The following is a 21,550-nucleotide window of genomic DNA, read 5'->3' as shown; positions in this document are numbered from 1 at the left end:
TTAAAGCTGAAGGCCTAAAGCATAAAGCCTTTTGCTTTAAACCTTTGGCTTTATTCTTTTATATTATCAATGTTTTAACTAAAGCATTCTGCTTTCTGCCTTATGCTTTGAGCCTTCAGCTTATCGTTCTATTTTTTTTAAACCGATGGTAAATTTAAAGTTTTTATGGTCGATACCTATAGTATCGGGCACGCCATTTTTATAGCCGGCCATGGTAGCAACGGCAACGGGTTTTCTTTTAGATGATTTTTCCATTCGTAAAAGGGTATCGCCGGCCATATTGGTAATATAATAGTTGGCTCCCTTTTCCTGCGGAAGCACATAATATAAATGCGTACTATCCTTAAGCATATAATGCTCGTGGCTGCCTTCCTGGCGCATCAGTATCAAATCAAAATCCTTTCTTAATGTTTTAATTACAGGTCCCTTATCCATCTGCGAAATGATGGAGTATACTTTAAAGCTACCATCTTTCAGAAATGCGAAATCAAAAAATTTTACGCCCATCTCGCTGGAAAACACAATGCGGGTGCTGCTATCCGGCATTACCTTCATCAGCAGCAGGCCGCTTAAATGATGGCTGGTTACATTAATTTCGGCATTGTATAATACCACTGAAAATTGGGGACGAAATTGGTAGATATGATCAAAATTACCTGTAGCTGGCTTCAGGTTTTTGTAAACCGAAGTGCAGCCCGCCAAGGCAACCAGGCAACTACTTAGCAGCAAAAAGCGCGTCAGGCAGGTTTGCATTGATCTCTTTATTTATAAAGTGAATGGTAGTATTATCGCCGGATGGCTCCTGCATATCGATATTACTTACCGAGTTATCTTTTTTATCAACAGAGATATTAATTGATTTAAAAAAATCTTTGATCGCTTTTGATACTGGTGCCAGTTCAACCAGGTAAGTCCCCTTGTTTTCAAACACCTTTACTTTAAAATCGGGGTTGCTCAGGATTGATCCCTGCACACAGTCGATAATGATCTTGTTGATTTGCTGGAAGAGTTTGTTGGATTTGGTATTGATTTTATTTTCCTTCTGCTCATCCTTTACCAAAATATTGTCTTTGTTGATGATCATCAGGTATTTGAATGGCTGGGTATATTCCATCCGCACCATGTTATCCTTTTTAAACCAGAATTTTCCTTTAGATGTGATCTTTTCTGATAGCATGCTCAGGTTTTTCTCCTGCACAAAATCACTTTTAATGCTGGTTGTTTTTTGAGCGGTTGCCGTAAATTGGGCTTTAAATGCCGAGAGATCGGTAAGCTGGGTATAACCGGTATGCTGCGCATTGGCGGTAAATGCGGCGGTGATTATGGCTACAGTAAGGAACAGTTTGTTTATTTTCACTACTAAAGGCAATTATTATTTAGATAGACACCGGGGTTGTAAAATGGTTTGATTAACAGTAAGCCTTTATGTCATTGCGAGGGACGAAGCAATCGCGAACAATGTGGTTTGCTATGCATCCGACGAGATTGCCACGCTATCGCTCGCAATGACATAGAGTAGATTCGAGACCTACGAAGTTTTTAAAACTTCGTAGGTCTCGTCGAATTTATATTAGTTAACTACTTCTTTGTCTCAATTCCTGACTCTAACCTCTTGATTCTATTCCCTACGCTGCCTGGTTAGCTGTAATATACTCGGCCATGGTACGTACTGATTGAAACACTTTGGGGCCATCTTCGGCTTTTGAAAGTTTAATTTTATAAATGGTTTGCATCAAAACTATCAGCTCCAAAACATCTATCGAATCCAATCCTAATCCATCGGCAAACAACGATTCATCATCGCCGATATCGCCGGGCTTAAGATCTTGCAGGTTTAACTGGTCTATGATCTGTTCTTTCAGATCATTCATTAATTTGTCCATTTTATAATTATACAGGCGAGTTAATTTGCTCGCCTAACTTAATAATTCGTGCTAATTTTTTTATTGCCGTATCATGATGCTTAACATACGGGTTCTCCTTGTCCCACACATATCCTGCCAAAACAGAACAGATCTGGTTTTTGATCTCGGGAACAAAAGTACCCGAAAAAAATATGGTGTCAAGCGTTCCTTCGTACCAGGCATTTACGTACGACCGGAAAACATCCACCCCTTGCATTACCTTTTCGGTGTATTCGGTTTCCCAATTTATATCTTCGCCGTTTAGCTTGCGGATAACCAATTTAGCTGCATTTTGGCTGGATACGGTTGCCAGCGTAACGCCCGATGAAAAGATAGGATCTAAAAACTCGGTTACATTGCCTGTAAGCACAAAGCCCTCGCCGTGAAAAGTATTGGTGGTGCTGCTCCAGGCTTGTAATATCCTTGGTTCAAAAACAAATTCAACATCCTTAAAGCGCTCGCTCAGGTAGGGCTCTGCTGCAATTAAGCTGCGTAGCTTAGCCTCGTCATCCGCGCCTTCATAACCGGCAAAAAAATCCGGATCGCCTACAAATCCCAATGAAGTTACTCCGCTGGAGAATGGAATGATCCAAATCCAAACGCCGGGTTTATGCACCACGATGGTGATGCGGTTGGGCTCTTCAAACAGGTTGCGCTTTACATCTACAGTATGTGTAAATAAAGCTTTGCGCTGCGGTAGTCCCGATGGTTTATCAAGGTTAAATAACTTGGGTATAACCCGACCATAGCCACTGCCATCAATAATAAACTGGGCCTCAATTTGGGTTTGGTTTCCGTCAAGATCTTCAACAGTTGTTACCGAATCAGATCCGTTAAATTTGATATCGGTAACCGTAGTTTCATAATGTACCGGGATACCCATGATTTCGCAGGTATCAGCCAGGGTTTTATCAAATTCAGAGCGGGGCACCTGCCATGTCCAGTTCCAGCCATCAGTAAACTGATCTGAAAAGAAGTAATCGCAGATAACGCCGTTTTTTACAAACTTGGCTCCGAATTTTTTCTGAAATCCTTTTGCTTCCACTGCTTCAACAAAGCCGGCATCGGTTAATGCTTCCATGCAACGGGGCAGCAGGCTTTCGCCGATTACAAAACGCGGAAATTTTTGCTTCTCGACAATTTTAACTTTAAACCCTGCTTTATTCACAATAGAAGCAGCCACCGTACCCGCCGGGCCGGCACCAATTACCAACACATCAACTTTTTCTGTATTCATCAATTTTACTCTTTTGTGTTCATTATTCTGAGGCCTGAGTTCTGTGGTCGGAGGTCTGAGATCTATGGTCTGTAGTCAGTTTATTGTTTCCGACCTCCAACCACGGGCCCCAGATCTCAGAACCCATATTTCTTTTTCCACTCTTCAAAAAACACCGGATTGGTTAGTTGAAGCATAAAATTATCGCGCTGTAAAAAAACCTGCACGGTTGAACCTGTAACCACTACCTCGCCTGTTGCGGCGTTTAATAGGCGATAGTTAAAATTTAACCGGGCTGCTTCGCTTGGTACATATTCGGTTTCAATAATTACACTGTCGCCGTACCGCAAAACCTGTTTGTATTTACAATCTATACTTACAATAGGGGTTACGTATAGGTTATTGTAAACTGTAAGGTAGTCAATACCATATGCCTTTCCAAAAGCCTCCCTGCCATCTTCAAAGTAGCGTACATAATGCCCGTGCCACACAATGCCCAGCGAATCAACCTCGCTAAACTTTACACTTATCTCGGTGGCATTTATCAGTGTTTTTTGCAATTCTTCGTTCTGTTTACCGTCAATACATGTATGCCGGCTTCAATTTTGTAAAGGATGGATCTGTTCCTTTACCGGCACAGATCCACCTCTGTTAGTACTTTTTATTTCCAGCTGCTATAATCAGATTTTACATCTTTCATCACGTTTAAAAACGCTTTTGCCCAGTAGTTTTTAAGGCCAAAACCGCCTGGTTTTCCTTCGTAATATTTGGTAAGCAACACCGTTTTTGTTTTCATATCAACAAAGGTTATCCAAACACCGGCTTTATCAATGCCTTTGTTCATGCCGCTCACAAAAAATATGTAGCCAATACCTTCCTTGTTCTGGAAATCATACCCTTTTACAATAGCTGCGATTTTTGCCTCATCCAATAATTTAAAGTCGCTCGGGTTGTCGGTGTAAAGTTTATCAAACTTTGCCTTGGCGTTTGAAGCCTTAGCTACATCAAGCGCATAATCAACAGAACTGTGGTGGATTGATTCGGCCACATCATATTTCTTTTGCTCGGTAACAAAAAGGCGGTTCCATCCTACGGTATAATCGTCTCTGAATTCTTCTGGCTTTATATCGTCTTTTCTGCCGATGCCCATTACCTTGGCTTCAGCCGTACCTATAAATTTTGTTTGTGTAAAATCAAGTCCTAACCAGGTAATTTTGGCACTGCCCGAAAAAATATCGGCTTTGGTACTTTGGGCTACAGCAGGTAAGCTGCTTACAACTGTTAGTAAAAAGGCTATCAGCCATGTGTTTTTTGTAGGTTTCATTTTGTAGATTTAATTTATTTATTGTTGAATTATAAATACTTTCATCTGGCACTGTGCCAATGTTTCTTCCCCACGCTTTACTTTTCCCGATATCAGTGTTACATCAAATATTTGATTATCAATGATAATTTCCGTTTCTAAGATATCATTTATTTTAGGCAAAGAAAATACTTCGAGGTTTTTAACAGCACCAATATAACCTATGGCATCGGCTTTTTCACTGTTTTGGGCCAGGTACCCGGCGCGGGCGGCGGCGGTTTGCGCTATGTTTTCTACCAGCCCTCCTGCGCTAAATTCGCCATCTTCAACCAGTACGTTATCTGCTTTTATACAAAACTGGGTGCGGCTGCTTTTCTCATCCGTCCAGGTTAAATGATCTATCATCACAAAAGGAAATTTTTGCGGGATAAGGTCGGGTGTATTGGCAGGTGGTACAAACATATCAGCAGGTTTAATAGGTTTTAACAGTGGTTCAGGTAAAATTAGTAAAAGGTTTCGCAGATCAGGGATCTGCCGTATTGCCCAATTATTATACCAGTTCCCCGGCGTTCACCTTGGTGTTAACATATTCATAAAAATCCTGGAAAGTGACTATGCCAACAAAATCTTCGGGCTGCACCTTAAAATTGAAATTGCTTTCAATTACAACAACCAAGTCAATATAATCCAGGCTGTCCAATTCAAGGGTATCTTTCAGGATGGCTTCCGGCGATATTTTCGCCACATCAATTTCAAATTCTTCTGCTAAAAAAGCATTGGTTTTTTCTATAATTTCTAAAAACTGCATAAGGGTAGGTTAATCAATATTTTTTAATAATCAGCGACGAATTTGTTCCGCCAAAGCCAAAAGAGTTCGACAAAAATACGTCGAAATTGCGTTCGATGGTGGTAGTAGCGATATTTAACTTAGCCGAATCCTCGTCGGGGGTTTCGAAGTTAATATTTGGCGCGATGAACGAGTTTTGCATCATCAGCATAGAGTATACAATCTCGCTTGCGCCGGCCATCCAGCACTCGTGGCCTGTCATGGATTTGGTTGAGCTTACCAGCGGCTTGCTGGATCCAAAAACCTCGTGAATAGCTTTAGCCTCGCTGGCATCACCCGCTGGGGTTGATGTGGCATGGGCGTTTATGTAATCAATATCGGCCGCAGTCATACCCGCGTCCTTCAGGGCCATGGCCAGTGAGCGTACCGGGCCGCCAACGGTAGGGTTGGATATGTGGCCGCCGTTTGATGAAAATCCGTAGCCGATAACCTCGCCCAAAATAGTTGCGCCGCGGCGTTGTGCCGATTCCAGGCTTTCTAAAATCACGGTAGCCGCGCCACCGCTTGGCACCAGGCCATCCCGGCTTTTATCAAAGGGGCGCGATGCCTTGGTCGGCGTACTTTCCAATGTCGAGAAAGCCGAAAGTGCATCAAAGCTACCCATCGAAAAATGGTTAAGCTCCTGGGCACCGCCGCAGATAATGCCTTCCTGCAGGCCGCTTTTAATGAGATGATAGCCCAGGCCGATGGCGTGTGAGCCGCTGGCACAAGCTGCGCTAACGGTAAGGTTGATGCCTTTTAATTTGAATATGGTGGCCAGGTTCATGCTCACGGTGGAGTTCATGGTTTGGAAAACCGCTCCCGAGCCTACCAGCATAGTATCTTTTTTTACGCGGATGATATCGGTGCAATCAATAACCGGTTTGGCCGAACTATCGTTACCGTAAAGGATGCCTATTTCGTTTTGATCAAGGTAATCCATATCGATGCTGGCCTGGGCCAGGGCCTCAATGGTGGCCATATAGGCATACTCGCCTTGTTCGGGCAACATAATGCGCGAACGCCTGTCGAGCTTTTCTTTTAAGTTGGGTCTGTCTACAAAACCGGTTAAGCCCGACCGGTAACCAAACTCCTTGCGCATAGAATCAAGCAGGATCCCTGATTTGCCGTGGAAAAGCGAGTCTCTCACCTCGTCCTGGGTTTTCCCAATGCACGAGTAAATCCCCATCCCTGTAATCACAACTCTATTCATAACGCTAATACCGGCTATCAATTAACAAATACCTTTAAAACTAAATAAAATTATTTAATCCCGAAATATTAATGTGCATGTTTATATGAACAAATGATTAATTATGAATACAAACCGCCATTAACAGAAATCACCTCGGCTGTGATGTAGGAAGCTTCGGGCGATGCTAAAAAGCCCACCACGCTGGCCACTTCTTCGGGGGTGCCAAAGCGTTTAATAGGTATCATGGATTTAAGCTCTTTTTCATCCAAACCTTCGGTCATATCGGTTTTAATAAAGCCAGGGGCAACGGCATTAACGGTAACACCGCGGCGGGCAATTTCCTGCGCCAGTGCCTTGGTTGCGCCAATTACACCAGCCTTGGCAGCCGAATAATTAACCTGGCCGGGCAAGCCCTTTAAGCCCGATAGAGATACCACATTGATAATGCGGCCATATTTTTTAACCAGCATGCCGTTTAAAACTGCCTGGGTTACATAAAAAAAGCCTCCTAAACTGGTATTTAATACGCTGTCCCACTGTTCATCTTTCATCCACATCATCAGGGTATCATCCTTAATACCGGCATTATTTACCAGCACTTCAATATATTTTTCGGTATTGGTTTCAACCCAGCCGCCCAATACGGCGCGGATATCTTCTTTGCGGGCTACGTCAAATTTCATAATCTCGCCATCGCCGCCGTTTTCTTTAATTGCAGCTAAGGTATTGTTGGCTTCTGCCTGGTTACTTTTATAATTAATAAGCACGTAGTAGCCCATAGTGGCCAGTTTATAGCAAACGGCGCGTCCTATTCCTCTTGATCCGCCTGTTACTAATGCACATTTCATCGTCCTGGTGTGTTAATTTGTTACGTAAAGTATATGCTTGCAATTATAAAATGTGGGAGTTTCTCTTTTTAATCAAGTGTACGTGCTCGGCTTTTTCAAAGTATTGCTTCACGTTCACCATATCCTTATACTTTGGCTTATCCTCAATAAATTTAGGGAATATAGCCCGCAGATCGGTATAAACGGTATGGGTTGTCGGTGATAGCTTTTCGCTGCAATCCAGGTGATCGATAGCTTGTAAAATAGCCATCATTTGTATGGCCAGCACTTCAAAAGTATTATCTATAACGCGCTTGGTCATTAATGCCGCGTTGCAGCCCATGCTTACAATATCCTGGTTGTCATTATTGTTAGGAATACTGTGCAGGTACATTGGGTACGATAGGGTCTGGTTCTCGGCGGTGGTTGATGTAGCCGTAAACTGCATACCCTGCATCCCAAAGTTAAAACCCAGCACGCCCAGGTTAACAAAAGGCGGAAATTTATGGTTTAGCTTCTCGTTAAGCAGATAGTTTAATTGCCTTTCGGAAAGCATACACAATTTGGTAATAGCTATTTTCAGTTTATCCATAGCCAGGGAAACATAATCGCCATGGAAATTACCGCCATGGAAAATGTTTTTGGCTTCATGATCAATAACCGGGTTGTCATTTACCGAGTTCAATTCATCAGTAACAACGCGCTCCACTTCAAAAATGGTATCGTAAACGGGCCCCAAAACCTGGGTTACGCAGCGTAGGGAATAGTATTCCTGCACCTTGTCCAAAAACACTTCCTGGTTAAGGTTATCGGGGTTATATAAGTGTTCGGACCGGTCGCGGATCATTTTGCTGCCGGTAAGTACATCGCGCATAATGGCGGCTACTTCGTTTTGGCCGCGGTGGTGTTTTACCACATTTAGCTCGTAAGAGTAATGGTCATCAAAAGCCTGCACCACTTCGTTTATCATAGACGATAGTACGATTGACCATTCCAGCAGTTTTTTGGCCTGGATAATGTTTACCATACCAATACCCGTCATGGCCGATGTGCCATTGATAATGGCTAAGCCTTCGCGGATTTTTATAGATAGCGGCTCGATGCCCAGTTCTTTAAACAATTCGGCAGTGTCGTGCTGTTCGCCTTTGTAACTTGATTCGCCTTCGCCAATTAAAACCAGCGCCAGGTGGGCCAGTTGCACTAAATCGCCGGATGCGCCTACACCGCCATGTTCAAATACATTGGGTGCAACATTTTTATTAATTAATTGGGTAAGCAGCTCGGGCAAATCGGTGTGCACGCCCGAACGGGCCTGCATAAAGCTGTTCAGCCTGGCAATCATCAGGGCTTTAACCAGCAGGGGCTGCATTAAATTACCACCACCCGAAGCATGGCTGCGGATAAGGTTGTATTGTAACTGCAGCAAATTTTCTTCGCTCACCTTATACTGGGCCATTGGCCCGAAACCGGTGTTAATGCCGTATATGAGCTTGTTTGAAGAGAAACCCTGCAAAAACTGGTAATTAACCTCAACATTCTTAACAACCGATGCATCCAAGCCAACTTCCTCGCCATCAAACAAAATCTTAGAAAAATCATCGGCAGTAAGGTACCGCGCCCCTATATGTATCATGAACTAAAATTATTATATTAAAAAAGAAACTTCATTAAAAATTCACACAAAAAACGTCCGAAAATAGGATAAATATTTCAGATATGATACTATTTAAGTTCTTTATTGATGCCCCACCAAAAGCAAATACCATATATAAATAACCGCCCCAAGGTTATTAAACCGTTTATGTAAATACGCAGACGATAGAAGTATTCAAAACCTTACAGGGACATTAATCAGGGTACTTTGGGCGAAGTTATTAACCGGATCCACTAAAGCCTACTCCCTGTACGTGTGTATTGGCGGTTTTAACATCAAACATTTCAATGGTTTTCAGGTTTAAAAATTGGCCCTGTGTTTTAAGGGCCCTGATAAGTAGTTGAAGTTTAATATTTTTCAATCCTGATAGTGCAGCAAAACAATATAAACAACCGGTTTTACTTCGTATTTAAAATTTTATTATTGCCCGCATTGATAGCTGTACAAGGCTATGTTTATGGGCAGGAAGTAGTACCCCACGATACCCTGAAAACAGATTCAATAAAACATCATGCCGATTCGGTGAAGTTTCAGAATAAAGCCAATGATATTTCAAAACAGTATGATTTTGGCAACCTGGTAACAGATGTTTTACACCCCAAAAAGAAGCCCGATTCTGTTTTCAAAAAGCCTTCGGGCATAACAGTTATTCCCAATATCGCTTCTAACCCCAGTATTGGGTTTCAGCTGGGCATAAAGGCCGTGGCAGGGCGTAAATTAGGAAGCGACCCGAATACGCTATTATCGGTTGCGGCAACTTCAGTATCGTATACTACAAAAGGCATTCTTTATTTTTACATCAATCATAATGTTTATACTCCAGGTAACAAGTGGAATTTTCAGGGTAACATAGTGGCGGCCAAAAGCGTTACGCCCGATTATGGCTTAGGGATAGGCCTGCCCGATCCGGGAGGCAGCGCAGCCGACCAGGCGCTTGTTAATGCCAACCGTAAAGGCCGCGCATATCATTCCATATATTTAAACCTGCGCGAAAAGGTTTACAAGGAAGTAGAGAAAAACCTGTTTGTAGGCGCCGGGGTGTCATTTGACATCCGTACCAAAATTCAGGACAAGGCAGATACCACCAACCATTTAACCCCATATAATATTTATAGTGACGAGCACGGATTTAAGCGGGACAGTTACCGGGCCGATGGTTTGCTTTTTAACGTTCAGTACACCACCCGAGATAATCAGAACCGTGCTTATAAAGGAATTTATGCAGATGCCGGTTTCCGGGTTAACCAAACCTGGATGGGCAGTACCAAAAGCGCGGTACAGTTTACTACCGATTTCAGGAAGTATTTTAGCTTGTCGTCAGAAAACCCGGAGCATGTTATTGCCTTTTGGAATTGGGGTTCGTACCTGATTAGCGGCGATATACCCTATCTTGAATTGCCTGGTACGGCCAAAGATGGCAGTTTCCGCAGCGGCAGGGGCTATACTACCGGTTATTTTAAGGGTACCAGGTTTAACTACAGCGAAGTGGAATACCGCTTCCCTATCCTCAAAAACAAATTTATAAGCGGGGTTGCTTTTTTTAACGAGCAAACCGCCAATGACGAAGCCGGGACCAAACTGTTCCAAAAATTTCAGCCCGGTGGCGGCGGTGGTTTGCGGGTGCTGTTTAACAAAGCTACCAGGACCAATTTATGCCTCGACTATGCCTTTGGCAAGTTTGGCTCAAAAGGCTTCTTTTTGGGTTTGAACGAGGCTTTTTAGGGGTTTTACCACACCATTTCTGTCATCCTGGGCAATGAAGGATCTGCCGGTAATTCATAACCGTATATAGTTTCCAGATATTTAGCGCGATGAAGCAAAAAACGGCGCTGTCATCAGCAGCTTATCGAAGGATAGTACTTAGAGCCCCTTCCCGTTAGGTTTTGACGACCTACTCATCACATGTTGTAAGCCCTTTGCCTACGAAGCTTTAAAAACCTTAGTCTCTCGCCGATTTTCGTTCTTCCCCCATTAAAAATTAATTTCAATCCTACTGACATAGGGCTGTCATTCGCTACCGGTAATTTTGTTAAAAATTAAAACAGAAAATCATGAGAAGCTTCGATTCGCAAAAAATCAAAACGGTACCAGATGATTATACATCAATAACGCCATGGATCATATCGCCATCATCCGCCAGTTTAATTGCGTTTTTGGTAGCCGCATTTGATGCCCAAGAAGTTCCAAATAGCAGGATTACCAATAATAAAGGCGTAATTATACATGTGGTAGTGAAAATTGGAGACGCCTTGGTTATGTTATTTGATTCAAGAACCGACTGGGCATCAACGCCGTCGTTTTTGAATTTGTATGTGGACGATGTTGAAAACGCCTATCAAAAAGCTTTACAACTGGGGGCTAAATCGGTTACCGACATAACTACGCTTTATTTTGGAGAAAAGGTTTGCCGGGTTTTAGATCCCTTTGGTAACCTTTGGTGGATTAACCAACGCGTTGAAGAAGTTGATTTTACCAATCCGGTAGAAATTGCCCAAAGAGCATCAACCCCTGAAGCGATAGAGGGGATTGCCTATATTCAAAAATCGTTAGATGGAGCCCTGAAAACCCAGAAAAGGTTTTTTGAAAACAAAGCTGCACACTAAAAAAAAAGCGGGAAACTTACAAATCTCCCGCTTTATAATCGATGCACTGCATCGATTATATCATTGTGCCTTTTTTACCAAAAAACGTTTCCTGAGCCACTCGCGAACAGGTTCATCATACAATTTAAGGCAGGCATAAGCAATGGCTATGCTGCTAACCAGCACTACCGAGCCAATGCAAAGGCTGTAGCCCATGGGCACTTTATTATCAATAACCCAGGCGGTGTACCAATAAATTAAAGGGTAGTGGGTTATATAAATGGGATAAGAAATATCGCCAAAAAACTTACACACTTTGGTGGCTGTTTTGCCGGTTAGCTCGCCGCCGGCCCCAATGGCAACAATAAGCGGGAACATGATAATAATCACAAACGCTTCGTATAAACCGTTCATCCAAAGCTGCCCTGTGCCGCCAATTCTGGGGATAGCAAGTACAATAAAAACAAGTATGCTACATACCGCAAATGCGCTTTTAATGTGGATAAGCTTTCCTAAGCGAGAAAGCAGCACCCCGGCAAAAAACGGGTAGAGCAATCGTATAAAGCCTATGCTCATTTGCTGTTTATTGATACTCCAGCCACCTATAACATCGCCCTGCGGCCCTGTTACCAGGTAGTTGATAAGCAAGCCGGCAAATATGGCCACAAATATGGCAAGTACTGTTTTTGAAAAGTGGCGTACAATTACCGCGTACAAAATATTGGCTATGTACTCAAAAAACAGCGACCAGGCAGGCCCATCCAACGGGTGCATTTCCTGCCATCCGCGAATGTCCATCGATATAGGTATCGGGATTAGTGTACAACCAATCACCATAACCAAAAGCATTTTCCAAACCGGCGTTGCGCTTATTAGCGGGAACACCGTTGGCGATGCCTGTAAATAAAAAAATATGGCACCAATGATACTTCCCATAATAACCATTGGTTGTAAACGTACCAGCCTGCGCTTATAAAACTCCCATTGACTCATTTTGCCCCAACGGTCATCATAAGCATAAGCAACAACGAAGCCCGATAGCAGGAAAAAGAAATCGACAGCCAGGTAGCCGTGATTAATGATCTGGGCAAAGCGACTGCCACCATTGTTGGCCTCCAGAATGTGGAAGGTTACCACTAACAGGGCGGCTACACCGCGCAGTCCGTCTAAAATTTTATAATGGCTTTTTGATTCGAGGTACGCAGGAGTTTGGGTCATTAGTTTAAAAGTGTTAAAGGTTTTGTATGGCTTTGGCTGTGCCAACGCGGCACGAATTATAAATATGCTTTATTTTATTTAAATACAAGAAGAAATGTAATGTTATAACCGGTTTATTGAACAGGGGCAACCCTATGCGTTTTTGTGACGCAATGATAAATAAAACTTTTAAATTGACAATAAGGCTAAACGATGTTGTTTTGCACGCGATAAAAAGAAAGTTGGCTTCAATAAACCAAAGCATAAAAGTCCGTTTGCTTCGGGCCTGTTTTTTTTGACGTTTTAAACAAAGCAGTTTGATGTTTTAAACAAACCTGTTTTTCCCTGACGCCGTTAGTTTTGTCTTGAAAATAAAATCAAAAAACGATGAACTTAAAAGACAATTATAACGGAGCCCTACAGCAACCGCTCCAATCAGGGTTTAATGCAACATCTACTGTTCATGATGTTATAAAAGGGATTGACCTTAATGGCAAAACCGCCATTGTTACCGGCGGTTACGCTGGCATTGGCCTCCAAACAGTAAAAACACTGGCTGCGGCCGGCGCAACGGTAATTGTACCAGCCCGCGATAGCAGTAAAGCCGCTAATAACTTAAAGGGAACGGCCAACATAATAATTGAAGAAATGGACTTACAGCAGCCGGAATCCATCGATGCGTTCGCAGCAAAATTCCTCGCGGTTCATGATACTCTGCATATCCTTATTAACAATGCCGGCATTATGTGGGTGCCACTGCAACGGGACGGGCGGGGATATGAGTCACAGCTATCTACCAACCATTTGGGTCATTTTCAGTTAACGGCCAGGCTTTGGCCCGCTTTGCGTAAAGCAAATGGCGCCCGGGTGCTTAATGTATCTTCTTTTGGCCACCAAATTGCTCCGTTCAATTTTGACGATCCCAATTTTATAAACCGTGATTATGAAACGTTACAGGGTTATGGCCAATCCAAATCGGCCAATAATCTTTTCGCGGTAGAGCTTGACCACCGGGGCAAGGCTTTTAATGTGCGCGCTTTTTCGGCACATCCCGGTTCGGTAATCGGCACCGACCTGGGCCGCGTAGCCCCTATGGCTTTATTTCAGCAAATGGGCACGCATGACCAGGACGGTAACATTAAGCCAGAAGTGGCAGCCAAACTTAAAAATGTTGATCAGGGTGCTGCTACTTCGGTTTGGTGCGCTACCAGCCCGCAATTAAATGGCATAGGCGGTGTTTATTGTGAAGATGCCGATGTGGCCGAACTTGACGAGGGAAATATTAATCATGACTACAGCGATCCTTCATCCCTGAGGGGTGTAAAACCATACTCGGTAAATGCCGAAAATGCAGGAAAACTGTGGGCATTGAGCGAAGAAATAACAGGGGTATTATTTAGGGCTGATTGATAGTGGTATCCATTGTCAGACCGGCCAAAGGAGAGTGACAGGCAAAAGGCTTAAAGTTGCAAAAACGTAAGTCTGGGATTTTCCAACACAAAAACATTGACCTTGAACGCAGGCTAAGACTTCCCCGCTTTTTACCCCCGCATGACGGTGTCGGGAGGCTATTGTTTAGCCAAAGTCATATCTGCCTTAGGGTCTCGCATTGCTGCGGGGTTTAGGTTTAAATTTGTGGTATGAGTTTAAAAACATTGGATAAGCTGACTTATTCGGTACTGGATTTGGCTACCGTGGTTGAGGGGCACCCTATTGCGGATACCTACAGGTTGAGCCTGCAAAACGCCCGGCAGGCCGAGCAGTTGGGCTATACGCGTTACTGGTTTGCCGAGCATCATAATATGATTGCGGTGGCAAGTTCGGCCACATCGTTACTGATTGGGTATGTGGCGGGCAATACGCAAAGCATCCGCGTGGGTTCGGGCGGTATTATGCTGCCCAATCATTCACCGCTGGTGGTGGCCGAGCAGTTTGGCACCCTGGCCACCCTATACCCCAACCGGATTGACCTTGGCCTTGGCCGCGCCCCAGGCACCGACCAGGTAACCGCCATGGCCATCAGGGGCGAGAACATGAACGCGTCGTTTCACTTCCCTCGGGATGTGGAGGCGCTGCAAAAATATTTTTCGGCAGATAATGCCGATGCCAAAGTTCGCGCCATTCCCGGCGAGGGGCTGGAGGTGCCGATATGGATATTAGGATCGAGCACGGATAGCGCCCGGCTTGCTGCGGCCAAGGGCTTGCCTTATGCCTTCGCCAGTCACTTTGCGCCGGCCTACTTTAAAGAGGCCATTAAAATATACCGGGATAACTTTAAACCTTCGGCAGTGTTGCAGGAGCCTTACGTAATGGCCTGCGTAAACGTAGTAGCCGCCGATACCGACGAGGAAGCCGAATACCTGGCCACCAGCGTTAAGCAAATGTTTATGGGCATTGTTACCGGCAAACGCCGCCTGCTGCAACCCCCGGTTGAAAGCATGGCCCACATCTGGAACGTGTTTGAAGAGGAAGCCGTAATGCAGATGCTGGCCTACTCGTTCATAGGCAGCAAGCAAAAAATAACCGCCGCGCTAACCGATTTTGTGGCAGAAAACGGGGTAGACGAAATTATGGCAACATCGCATATTTACGATAGTGAAGCGAAGCTGAAATCGTACAGGTTGTTTGCGGAGGTGTTCATTGGTTCACTGGTTCATTAGTTCATTGGTGGGATAGTTCATTAGTCATTTGCGGAATGGCGGCGAAGACTCACCCGCCCGAGGCTTTGCTGGGCACCCTCTCTTCAACTTCGTTGGAAAGAGGGGCGTGAAATTTTATTATTTGTTTTTTTTCTGTAATATATTGATATTGAGTGCCTTAAATACTTTTACACCCCAGTCGAAGAGAAGGTGACGCCCCGATAAAATCGAGGTCGCCGGGTGGGTATTAGCCAGCGTTCAAAAGTCTTAACTCTTGATTCTATTTTAAGCGTTTGCCAGCGCCCTATCCAAGTGTGTGTAGCCGCCGTCGACGTATACCAGTTGGCCGGTGGTATGGCTGGATACGGGCGAGAGCAGGAAGGCGGTAGTGTTGGCCAGCTCTTCGGCGGTGGTCATGCGGTTGCCCAGGGGGATTTTTGATTGAATTTCTTTGAGCTTGGCTTCCGGGTCGGTCATTTTGTTTAGCCAGGTTTCGTACAGCGGGGTCCAGCACTCGGCCACTACAACGGCGTTTACACGGATCCCGTATTTCAACAGCTCTACAGCCCACTCGCGGGTTAAGGCATTACGCCCGCCGTTTGCCGCCGCGTATCCCGAGGTGTGACCCTGGCCGGTGTCGGCAGTTTTAGAGGTAATGTTGACGATAGCGCCTTTGGATTTGATCAACTCGGGCAGGGCGTAATGGGCCATCAGGTAATAGTGCACCACATTTTTATGCAGCGATGCGATGAACGCCTCGTAGTTACCGTCTTCCAGGCCTACACCGTCGTTTACGCCGGCGTTGTTCACCAGGCCGTCTACTCGGCCATATTTGGCTACAGTGGCGGTAATGGCGTTTTCATTGGCCTTAGGGTCGGTAAGTTCGGCAGCAACCTGGAATGCCCGGCCACCGGCGACTTCAATTTCATGAACCACTTTAAGGTTATCCGCCTCGCTACGGCCTACAATAACCGGGATGGCGCCCTCGGCAGCCAAAACTTTAACAATGCCCTCGCCTATGCCTTTTGCGCCGCCTGTTACTATAATTACTTTATCTGTAAGTTGTAAATTCATGGTATATGGATTAAGCCCCCTCTAAATCTCCCCCTGAAGGAGGAGACTTGAAGAAGCATTTATTTTTTACTGTATTATATCGCTATCAACTTTGTTATTAATGTGCTACATGGTTAATGTGCAACGGTCATGTCAACCTTGTCCTTAACCCGCAGGTTGGTTAATGCAAAATAAAGTACAAACACAAAGCAAACAGCAGGTACCAGATATGCCAATTGGATGTTGGATATATCTGATACCAAACCTAGTATTGGCGGAAAAACCGCGCCACCCACAATGGCCATAATAACCAACGACGAGCCCAGTTTGGTTTTTGGCCCCAGCCCCCGGATACTTAGCGAAAATATGGTTGGGAACATGATTGACATAAAAAACTCAACCCCCATCAAAGCATACACCGCCAGTTTGCCATGCAATACTACAGCCAGCACCACCAGGAAAATATTAATTACACTGTAAATGGCCAGCAGTTTGGCCGGGCGGATGTACTTCATCAAAAAAGTGCCGATAAACCTGCCCGACATAAAACCTGCTAAAGCAATAGCCAAAAACACCGACGCCGGTTTTTGGGCGATGCCCGCCACCTTACCCGCAAAGCGGATAAAAAAGCTGCTTACACAAACCTGGGCACCCACGTAAAAAAACTGGGCGATAACGCCGAGCACCAGGTTTTTGGTTTTAGCCGAGGTTTCGGCGTGTGATGGGGTAACGGTTTCTTCCTCGTCGGTAATCTCGGGCAGCGAGGTTTTATACAGGATAATGGCCAGCAGCAAAACAACTGCCCCGATGATTAAAAAGGGCACCTGCACAGCTGATGCCTCTTTATTAAGGTACTGCGCCAATTGCGAGGTCCCCATACTTTTTTCCTGGTCGGCAGTTAAATTGGTTTCGGATAGGATAAATAGTCCGCCTACATAAGGGGCAACGGTAGCCGCCAATCCGTTAAATGATTGCGCGAAGTTGAGGCGAAAGGCGGCGCTTTCGGGATCACCAAGAGCGGTCATGTAAGGGTTGGCGGCAGTTTCCAGGAATGCCAGTCCGCAGGCGATGATGAACAAAGCGGTGAGAAAGAATGCGTAACTGCGTACCGAAGCCGCAGGATAAAACAAAAAGGCGCCTAATGCGCAAAGCGTTAGCCCCACAATAATACCGCCCTTATATCCAAATTTTTTCATGAACAGCCCTGCGGGTATAGCCATTACAAAATAACCGATATACGAAGCCGAATCGACGAGGGACGATTGCAGATCCGTTAATTGGCAAGCTTTTTTGAGGTGGGGGATGAGTATAGGGTTTAAATTTAATGCAAATCCCCACACAAAAAACAGGGAAGTGATGAGGCCAACGGCAAATAATTTTTTGTCTTTTGACATAATTGGGTTTTGTTATAATTGGTTTATCGGGTTGCTTTTATTTAATGCTGATGTAATATCTTTTATTGAAACTCCCAGGGTTTTCAGGGCGATGGTGTTAAGCGCTTTTTCATCCCCGGTAAAGTGGAATACGCTGTGTTTGTGCGCCAGCTTTTGGCCGGGTTTTAAAAAAGCGGGGGGCGATACGCTTTCAATTTCGTAAAAAGGGCCCATCTGTTTGCCATCTGCCAGGGGGCCGTCGTTATAGGCGTTTACCGCGTCGCCGCTGAAGGGGGCCGTGTCGGTTTTCCACTCCTGGTTAAGGTATTTGGCGCTGCTGTCGATATCAAAAACGGTGACGGTTAACACCCGGTTGCTGGCATCATAGCTGCCGGCCATATTTTTGGCCCGGTTTGGCGGGATGCCCAGTTTGCCGCGCGATTTGCCATCGGCCTTAAACAACAGGATGCCTTTGTTGTAGTTGACGCGGTCTTTAGCAATCTCGCCAAAATAATTGGTGGTGGCAACCTTGCCTGTTGCGCTATCAATGTAAGGTACCACAATAACTGTTTTGGGCGATGGGGTAAACATATCCAGGTTCCAGAGGCAGGGGGCGCCGGTGGTTTCGTTCCAGGCTGTTCTGCCGGTGTTGGTAATGGTATTTATAGTACTGAAGCCAACCATTTTTATAGTGGAATCCGGGCTAATGCCCAGCAACTGCTTAATCGCTTCCGGTTCCAGGATCTCGATGTCCCTGTCGAGTTTGATATCCAGCTGCGTGCCCGCATAGTTTTGCAGCCGGGTAGCTTTGCTCATAGATACCCTGGTATCCGACGAGGAAACCAGTTGCCAGCTTTCATTATCAACCGCGGCCGGGGTATGCCAGTTATCAAAATCCATTTTGGTACCCGGTTTAAAGAACAGCGAGAACCTGCCTCCCTCGGGGCCAAGCCAAAGCCTGTCTTCGCCGCCAAAAGCGTTCATATGCGGGTCGGGTTGTTTCAGGTCGAAGGTTTCGTATTTTATCCAGCCAAAACTTTTCCCAAAGGTAATCCCATCAGCTGTTGATGTAAACACCTTGGCCTGGTATTTTGGCGAAACCAGGATTGCGCTATTTAAGTCTTTCGTAATTAAAAGAATAAGACCTTTATCGTGTTTTTCTAAAAAGAGACGATCATAACGGAATTCTCCGGGTAAGGCATCCGGCATTCGCATGGTGCAGGAATTAAGGCTTGCAGCTATCAGCATAAAATAAGCTATCTTCAGATTCCTCATTGGCTTACTTATGTTTTGGGTTAATGCCGATGGTGTTGATCATAGTGCCGATGTGGTCTATCGTAATATAAACCTCATCGCCCTGCTGCAAAGTAAACGTTGGCGGCGGCACCAGGCAGGTACCCGTCATGAGGTAACAGCCCTGCGGAAAATCGCACTCGGCATATAAATAGCCCACCAGTTCGGTAAAAGAGCGTTTTATGCGCGATATGGTGGTTTCATCCTGGTACACCGCGGCGCCGTCGCTTTTGATAAGCAGTTTGATGGCCGAATCAGCAGGCAATGGCTCTGCACTTACATATAAGCATGGGCCGAGCGCGGCACTTTTTTCGTAGATTTTGGCTTGTGGCAGGTACAAGGCATTTTCGCCCTCAATACTGCGCGAACTCATATCGTTGCCGATGGTATAGCCCTGGATATTGCCTTTGCTGTTGATGTACAGTGTTAGCTCGGGTTCGGGCACGTTCCATTCCGAATCTTTGCGGATGTACACCTCTCCGCCATGGCCGCTCACCCTGTAGTGCGTGGCTTTAAAAAACAGTTCGGGCCTTGCGGCATCATAAACCTTATCGTATAAACTGGCACCGCCCGAGCTTTCTGATTCTTCCATCCGGGCGTCGCGACTTTTTAAATAGGTTACGCCGGCAGCCCAAACCTCCTGTGTGCCAATGGGCGGCAGCGCCTGGCTGTTGGTAAATTCCTGGTGTACACCGGCAGTTAACGGCGTAGTATCGTCAATAACGGATTGCAGGTAGGCGGCCAGGTTATCGCGGTTTACCAGTTTATCCCAGCTGTCATCAATAATGTAAGCGGCACCTTCATGCTCCAGCAGGATGCCTTTGGCAATTTTGTATAGCTTCATCAGTTTACTTCAAGTTCGTCGCGCGACGGTAATTTGGGGAATGGGTTAGTTGGGCCGGTCTGGTACCAAAACACGGTAGATGCAATATCGTCCTGCAAAGGCATATACCGCCCATCGTGTCGCCAGCCCAGTGCCTGGATGGTTACTTTCAGGCTTTTTTCAAACCTGATGGGATCAACAATATGCCAGCGGTATAGGCCAAAGCGCTGGGCTACGGTATAGTGGCCGTCGCCGCCAATTACCTGGGCAAGGCCGCTGTAGGGCGTATTAAATTCGGTGTATTCGGTTTCGTTCTTCTCTTTGCCGTTGGCGTCCTTGTGGCGGGTATCAAAGTCATATGATCCGCAAAAATAATCCTCGGTACCGGTGCCGTTTATAGTAGGGAATTTRGTATCGCCATCCATAAAAAACTTAATCTCGCCCTCGCCCCACCAGCCGTTTTTGTGGCTGCCATAGGCTAAATAAGTGCCCACATACTGTCCCTTGCCTACAATACTATCCACCAAAACATAATCTTTTTTATAGGGCAGGGGATTGGTACGGCGAAACTGCGCATGAAAGTAACCCGCATCATCCGGAATATCTGTAAGCGTATAATCAACCTGGTAATAGAGCACCATATCGTTATCATCAATATTTTCCATGGTGATGCGGCATTTTTTGCGGAATGGCATAGGCCAGTAGCAGTTAAAAGCACTGCCCGGGTTAACAGCCACGGCTAAACTGGCGAGGGGCGAATACTTACCCCAGCCCATGCAAAAAAAGTCGCCAACGGGTACCTCAACAGATGGGGTGGTTTCGTCGTCCCAGTAAAAGCGAAGGATGCTGTAGCGCCAGTTGCCTGTAGGCGTCATCCAGATGTGCTGAATGGCACCACTTTCGTTAATTTCGGCAATGGTAAATGTGGTGTGTTTTTTGATCACTACACTTGGGCTCACCTTCCAGGTTTGACCCAAATCGCGCGATGCGTTACCTCCCGTACCGGTAGTGGCCATACCGCCTTTACCTTTTTCACCATTAAAATTCTCCGGACTTATCGACCGGGTTTTGGCATCGCTGGTGCGGTACAGGTTGCCCAGGCCAACATCAAGGCCATTAAACTTTTTTTGGGCAAACGCAGCCGGTGCTGCCAGTAAAACAAACATCCAGCTTAACAATAACAAAACATAATTTTTCATCTTAAAAACATAGGTTATTTGTTAGTAAAAAATCAATAATGCATCAATTGGTAAAATGCAATACCTTATTTATATGCTGTAACGCTTGCTTTATGCACAATAAGCCCAAAGCCGGTCACAATCATAAAGATAATTTTTTTTATTACAACCCGCTTTATTAGCATAAACTTCAAGGATATTAGCATGGGGACTAATCCACGCAAAATCTTTTCCGTGCCAGGCTCAGGCATGCCAATAAAGCCCACCTTTTTCATTCTTGCAGTTGCGATAATTATGCAAGATAGCCTGACCAATCCTGATAATTGTAAAGAGTGTTGTTTTATCCCTTACAACCGTGAAAAGCTTTGTGGATTTTGGATAATTGCAGATAGCCTGACCGGGTTTAAAAGTTTCTTTTCCTTAAGTAAAACGTTCAAATTTTATATTTTCAATAATTATTGAAAATATAAAATAAACTATACCTTTG

The 21,550-nt window shown here is 45.0% G+C and carries 23 protein-coding genes; 4 read left to right on the top strand and 19 right to left on the bottom strand.

Features of this window, described 5'->3' with window-relative positions; genetic code table 11:
• Positions 1-120: 120 nt before the first annotated feature.
• The 12 genes from lolB2 to AC1DU2_RS05110 form a co-directional block, all read right to left on the bottom strand.
• Positions 121-753, bottom strand: a complete 633-nt coding sequence (lolB2, locus tag AC1DU2_RS05165; protein ID WP_477383163.1) for a flexirubin biosynthesis protein LolB2 — start codon at positions 751-753, stop codon at positions 121-123.
• Positions 716-1,357, bottom strand: coding sequence for a flexirubin biosynthesis/transport protein LolA2 (lolA2, locus tag AC1DU2_RS05160; protein WP_477383162.1), 642 nt, complete (start codon positions 1,355-1,357; stop codon positions 716-718). Before lolA2 ends, lolB2 begins: the two co-directional genes overlap by 38 nt.
• Positions 1,358-1,625: 268 nt before the next feature.
• The gene (locus AC1DU2_RS05155) at positions 1,626-1,883 is read right to left on the bottom strand and encodes a phosphopantetheine-binding protein (protein ID WP_090638092.1); all 258 of its coding nucleotides are present in this window, start codon (positions 1,881-1,883) and stop codon (positions 1,626-1,628) included.
• A 7-nt stretch (positions 1,884-1,890) separates the two neighbouring features.
• A complete protein-coding gene (locus AC1DU2_RS05150) occupies positions 1,891-3,141 on the bottom strand; it encodes an NAD(P)/FAD-dependent oxidoreductase (protein ID WP_477383161.1) in 1,251 nt (416 codons plus the stop codon).
• A gap of 116 nt (positions 3,142-3,257) precedes the next feature.
• Positions 3,258-3,680, bottom strand: a complete 423-nt coding sequence (locus tag AC1DU2_RS05145; RefSeq protein ID WP_477383159.1) for an acyl-CoA thioesterase — start codon at positions 3,678-3,680, stop codon at positions 3,258-3,260.
• A 101-nt stretch (positions 3,681-3,781) separates the two neighbouring features.
• A complete protein-coding gene (locus tag AC1DU2_RS05140) occupies positions 3,782-4,444 on the bottom strand; it encodes a hypothetical protein (protein WP_477383158.1) in 663 nt (220 codons plus the stop codon).
• An 18-nt stretch (positions 4,445-4,462) separates the two neighbouring features.
• Positions 4,463-4,885, bottom strand: coding sequence for a hotdog family protein (locus tag AC1DU2_RS05135; RefSeq protein WP_477383157.1), 423 nt, complete (start codon positions 4,883-4,885; stop codon positions 4,463-4,465).
• 88 nt (positions 4,886-4,973) lie between these two features.
• Complete coding sequence (locus AC1DU2_RS05130) at positions 4,974-5,231, bottom strand: phosphopantetheine-binding protein (protein WP_477362469.1); 258 nt, start codon at positions 5,229-5,231, stop codon at positions 4,974-4,976.
• A gap of 13 nt (positions 5,232-5,244) precedes the next feature.
• Positions 5,245-6,462 carry a beta-ketoacyl-[acyl-carrier-protein] synthase family protein gene (locus AC1DU2_RS05125; RefSeq protein ID WP_477383156.1) on the bottom strand — a complete coding sequence of 406 codons (1,218 nt, stop codon included), beginning with the start codon at positions 6,460-6,462 and terminating at the stop codon, positions 5,245-5,247.
• 101 nt (positions 6,463-6,563) lie between these two features.
• On the bottom strand, positions 6,564-7,292 hold the full coding sequence (flxB, locus tag AC1DU2_RS05120) for a flexirubin biosynthesis SDR family reductase FlxB (protein ID WP_477383154.1): 729 nt from the start codon (positions 7,290-7,292) through the stop codon (positions 6,564-6,566).
• Between the two features lie 43 nt (positions 7,293-7,335).
• Entirely contained in the window at positions 7,336-8,904 is a 1,569-nt protein-coding gene (flxA, locus tag AC1DU2_RS05115) for a flexirubin biosynthesis tyrosine ammonia-lyase FlxA (protein ID WP_477383153.1), read from the bottom strand.
• 241 nt (positions 8,905-9,145) lie between these two features.
• Positions 9,146-9,286 carry a hypothetical protein gene (locus tag AC1DU2_RS05110; RefSeq protein WP_477383152.1) on the bottom strand — a complete coding sequence of 47 codons (141 nt, stop codon included), beginning with the start codon at positions 9,284-9,286 and terminating at the stop codon, positions 9,146-9,148.
• Positions 9,287-9,348: 62 nt separating this feature from the next.
• Between AC1DU2_RS05110 and AC1DU2_RS05105 the strand changes: the two genes are divergently transcribed.
• Complete coding sequence (locus tag AC1DU2_RS05105) at positions 9,349-10,647, top strand: BamA/TamA family outer membrane protein (RefSeq protein WP_477383151.1); 1,299 nt, start codon at positions 9,349-9,351, stop codon at positions 10,645-10,647.
• 329 nt (positions 10,648-10,976) lie between these two features.
• Complete coding sequence (locus tag AC1DU2_RS05100; RefSeq protein WP_477383149.1) at positions 10,977-11,528, top strand: VOC family protein; 552 nt, start codon at positions 10,977-10,979, stop codon at positions 11,526-11,528.
• Between the two features lie 60 nt (positions 11,529-11,588).
• Here AC1DU2_RS05100 and AC1DU2_RS05095 read toward each other — a convergent pair whose 3' ends face one another.
• The gene (locus tag AC1DU2_RS05095) at positions 11,589-12,725 is read right to left on the bottom strand and encodes an acyltransferase family protein (protein WP_477383148.1); all 1,137 of its coding nucleotides are present in this window, start codon (positions 12,723-12,725) and stop codon (positions 11,589-11,591) included.
• Positions 12,726-13,091: 366 nt separating this feature from the next.
• Between AC1DU2_RS05095 and AC1DU2_RS05090 the strand changes: the two genes are divergently transcribed.
• Together AC1DU2_RS05090 and AC1DU2_RS05085 are read left to right on the top strand one after the other, a co-directional pair.
• Positions 13,092-14,114, top strand: a complete 1,023-nt coding sequence (locus AC1DU2_RS05090; RefSeq protein WP_477383147.1) for an SDR family NAD(P)-dependent oxidoreductase — start codon at positions 13,092-13,094, stop codon at positions 14,112-14,114.
• Between the two features lie 230 nt (positions 14,115-14,344).
• The gene (locus AC1DU2_RS05085; RefSeq protein WP_477383146.1) at positions 14,345-15,364 is read left to right on the top strand and encodes an LLM class flavin-dependent oxidoreductase; all 1,020 of its coding nucleotides are present in this window, start codon (positions 14,345-14,347) and stop codon (positions 15,362-15,364) included.
• A gap of 264 nt (positions 15,365-15,628) precedes the next feature.
• On the opposite strand, the gene AC1DU2_RS05080 is transcribed toward AC1DU2_RS05085, so the two are convergent.
• The 6 genes from AC1DU2_RS05080 to AC1DU2_RS05055 all read right to left on the bottom strand — a co-directional run bounded on the left by AC1DU2_RS05080 (position 15,629) and on the right by AC1DU2_RS05055 (position 21,338).
• A complete protein-coding gene (locus AC1DU2_RS05080) occupies positions 15,629-16,417 on the bottom strand; it encodes an SDR family oxidoreductase (protein WP_477383145.1) in 789 nt (262 codons plus the stop codon).
• 113 nt (positions 16,418-16,530) lie between these two features.
• Entirely contained in the window at positions 16,531-17,790 is a 1,260-nt protein-coding gene (gene fucP / locus AC1DU2_RS05075) for an L-fucose:H+ symporter permease (protein ID WP_477383143.1), read from the bottom strand.
• A gap of 12 nt (positions 17,791-17,802) precedes the next feature.
• Positions 17,803-19,044 carry a DUF6786 family protein gene (locus AC1DU2_RS05070; protein ID WP_477383141.1) on the bottom strand — a complete coding sequence of 414 codons (1,242 nt, stop codon included), beginning with the start codon at positions 19,042-19,044 and terminating at the stop codon, positions 17,803-17,805.
• Between the two features lie 4 nt (positions 19,045-19,048).
• Positions 19,049-19,906, bottom strand: coding sequence for a fumarylacetoacetate hydrolase family protein (locus AC1DU2_RS05065; protein ID WP_477383139.1), 858 nt, complete (start codon positions 19,904-19,906; stop codon positions 19,049-19,051).
• Entirely contained in the window at positions 19,906-21,084 is a 1,179-nt protein-coding gene (locus tag AC1DU2_RS05060; RefSeq protein WP_477383137.1) for a glycoside hydrolase family 172 protein, read from the bottom strand. Before AC1DU2_RS05060 ends, AC1DU2_RS05065 begins: the two co-directional genes overlap by 1 nt.
• 65 nt (positions 21,085-21,149) lie before the next feature.
• Positions 21,150-21,338 carry a hypothetical protein gene (locus AC1DU2_RS05055; protein ID WP_477383136.1) on the bottom strand — a complete coding sequence of 63 codons (189 nt, stop codon included), beginning with the start codon at positions 21,336-21,338 and terminating at the stop codon, positions 21,150-21,152.
• Between the last annotated feature and the right edge of the window lie 212 nt (positions 21,339-21,550).

It is taken from the genome of Mucilaginibacter sp. P4_C11, assembly GCF_056402115.1.
The sequence above is the reverse complement of the archived record's forward strand: the minus strand, read 5'-3'. Positions and strand labels throughout refer to the sequence as shown.

Excerpts from the sequence above, each read along its gene's own strand:
- lolB2 (WP_477383163.1), bottom strand. The coding sequence starts at position 753 with ATGCAAACCTGCCTGACGCGCTTTTTGCTGCTAAGTAGTTGCCTGGTT.
- AC1DU2_RS05155 (WP_090638092.1), bottom strand. The coding sequence starts at position 1,883 with ATGGACAAATTAATGAATGATCTGAAAGAACAGATCATAGACCAGTTA.
- AC1DU2_RS05150 (WP_477383161.1), bottom strand. The coding sequence starts at position 3,141 with ATGAATACAGAAAAAGTTGATGTGTTGGTAATTGGTGCCGGCCCGGCG.
- AC1DU2_RS05140 (WP_477383158.1), bottom strand. The coding sequence starts at position 4,444 with ATGAAACCTACAAAAAACACATGGCTGATAGCCTTTTTACTAACAGTT.
- AC1DU2_RS05135 (WP_477383157.1), bottom strand. The coding sequence starts at position 4,885 with ATGTTTGTACCACCTGCCAATACACCCGACCTTATCCCGCAAAAATTT.
- AC1DU2_RS05130 (WP_477362469.1), bottom strand. The coding sequence starts at position 5,231 with ATGCAGTTTTTAGAAATTATAGAAAAAACCAATGCTTTTTTAGCAGAA.
- AC1DU2_RS05125 (WP_477383156.1), bottom strand. The coding sequence starts at position 6,462 with ATGAATAGAGTTGTGATTACAGGGATGGGGATTTACTCGTGCATTGGG.
- flxB (WP_477383154.1), bottom strand. The coding sequence starts at position 7,292 with ATGAAATGTGCATTAGTAACAGGCGGATCAAGAGGAATAGGACGCGCC.
- flxA (WP_477383153.1), bottom strand. The coding sequence starts at position 8,904 with ATGATACATATAGGGGCGCGGTACCTTACTGCCGATGATTTTTCTAAG.
- AC1DU2_RS05100 (WP_477383149.1), top strand. The coding sequence starts at position 10,977 with ATGAGAAGCTTCGATTCGCAAAAAATCAAAACGGTACCAGATGATTAT.
- AC1DU2_RS05095 (WP_477383148.1), bottom strand. The coding sequence starts at position 12,725 with ATGACCCAAACTCCTGCGTACCTCGAATCAAAAAGCCATTATAAAATT.
- AC1DU2_RS05090 (WP_477383147.1), top strand. The coding sequence starts at position 13,092 with ATGAACTTAAAAGACAATTATAACGGAGCCCTACAGCAACCGCTCCAA.
- AC1DU2_RS05085 (WP_477383146.1), top strand. The coding sequence starts at position 14,345 with ATGAGTTTAAAAACATTGGATAAGCTGACTTATTCGGTACTGGATTTG.
- AC1DU2_RS05080 (WP_477383145.1), bottom strand. The coding sequence starts at position 16,417 with ATGAATTTACAACTTACAGATAAAGTAATTATAGTAACAGGCGGCGCA.
- fucP (WP_477383143.1), bottom strand. The coding sequence starts at position 17,790 with ATGTCAAAAGACAAAAAATTATTTGCCGTTGGCCTCATCACTTCCCTG.
- AC1DU2_RS05070 (WP_477383141.1), bottom strand. The coding sequence starts at position 19,044 with ATGAGGAATCTGAAGATAGCTTATTTTATGCTGATAGCTGCAAGCCTT.
- AC1DU2_RS05065 (WP_477383139.1), bottom strand. The coding sequence starts at position 19,906 with ATGAAGCTATACAAAATTGCCAAAGGCATCCTGCTGGAGCATGAAGGT.
- AC1DU2_RS05055 (WP_477383136.1), bottom strand. The coding sequence starts at position 21,338 with ATGAAAAAGGTGGGCTTTATTGGCATGCCTGAGCCTGGCACGGAAAAG.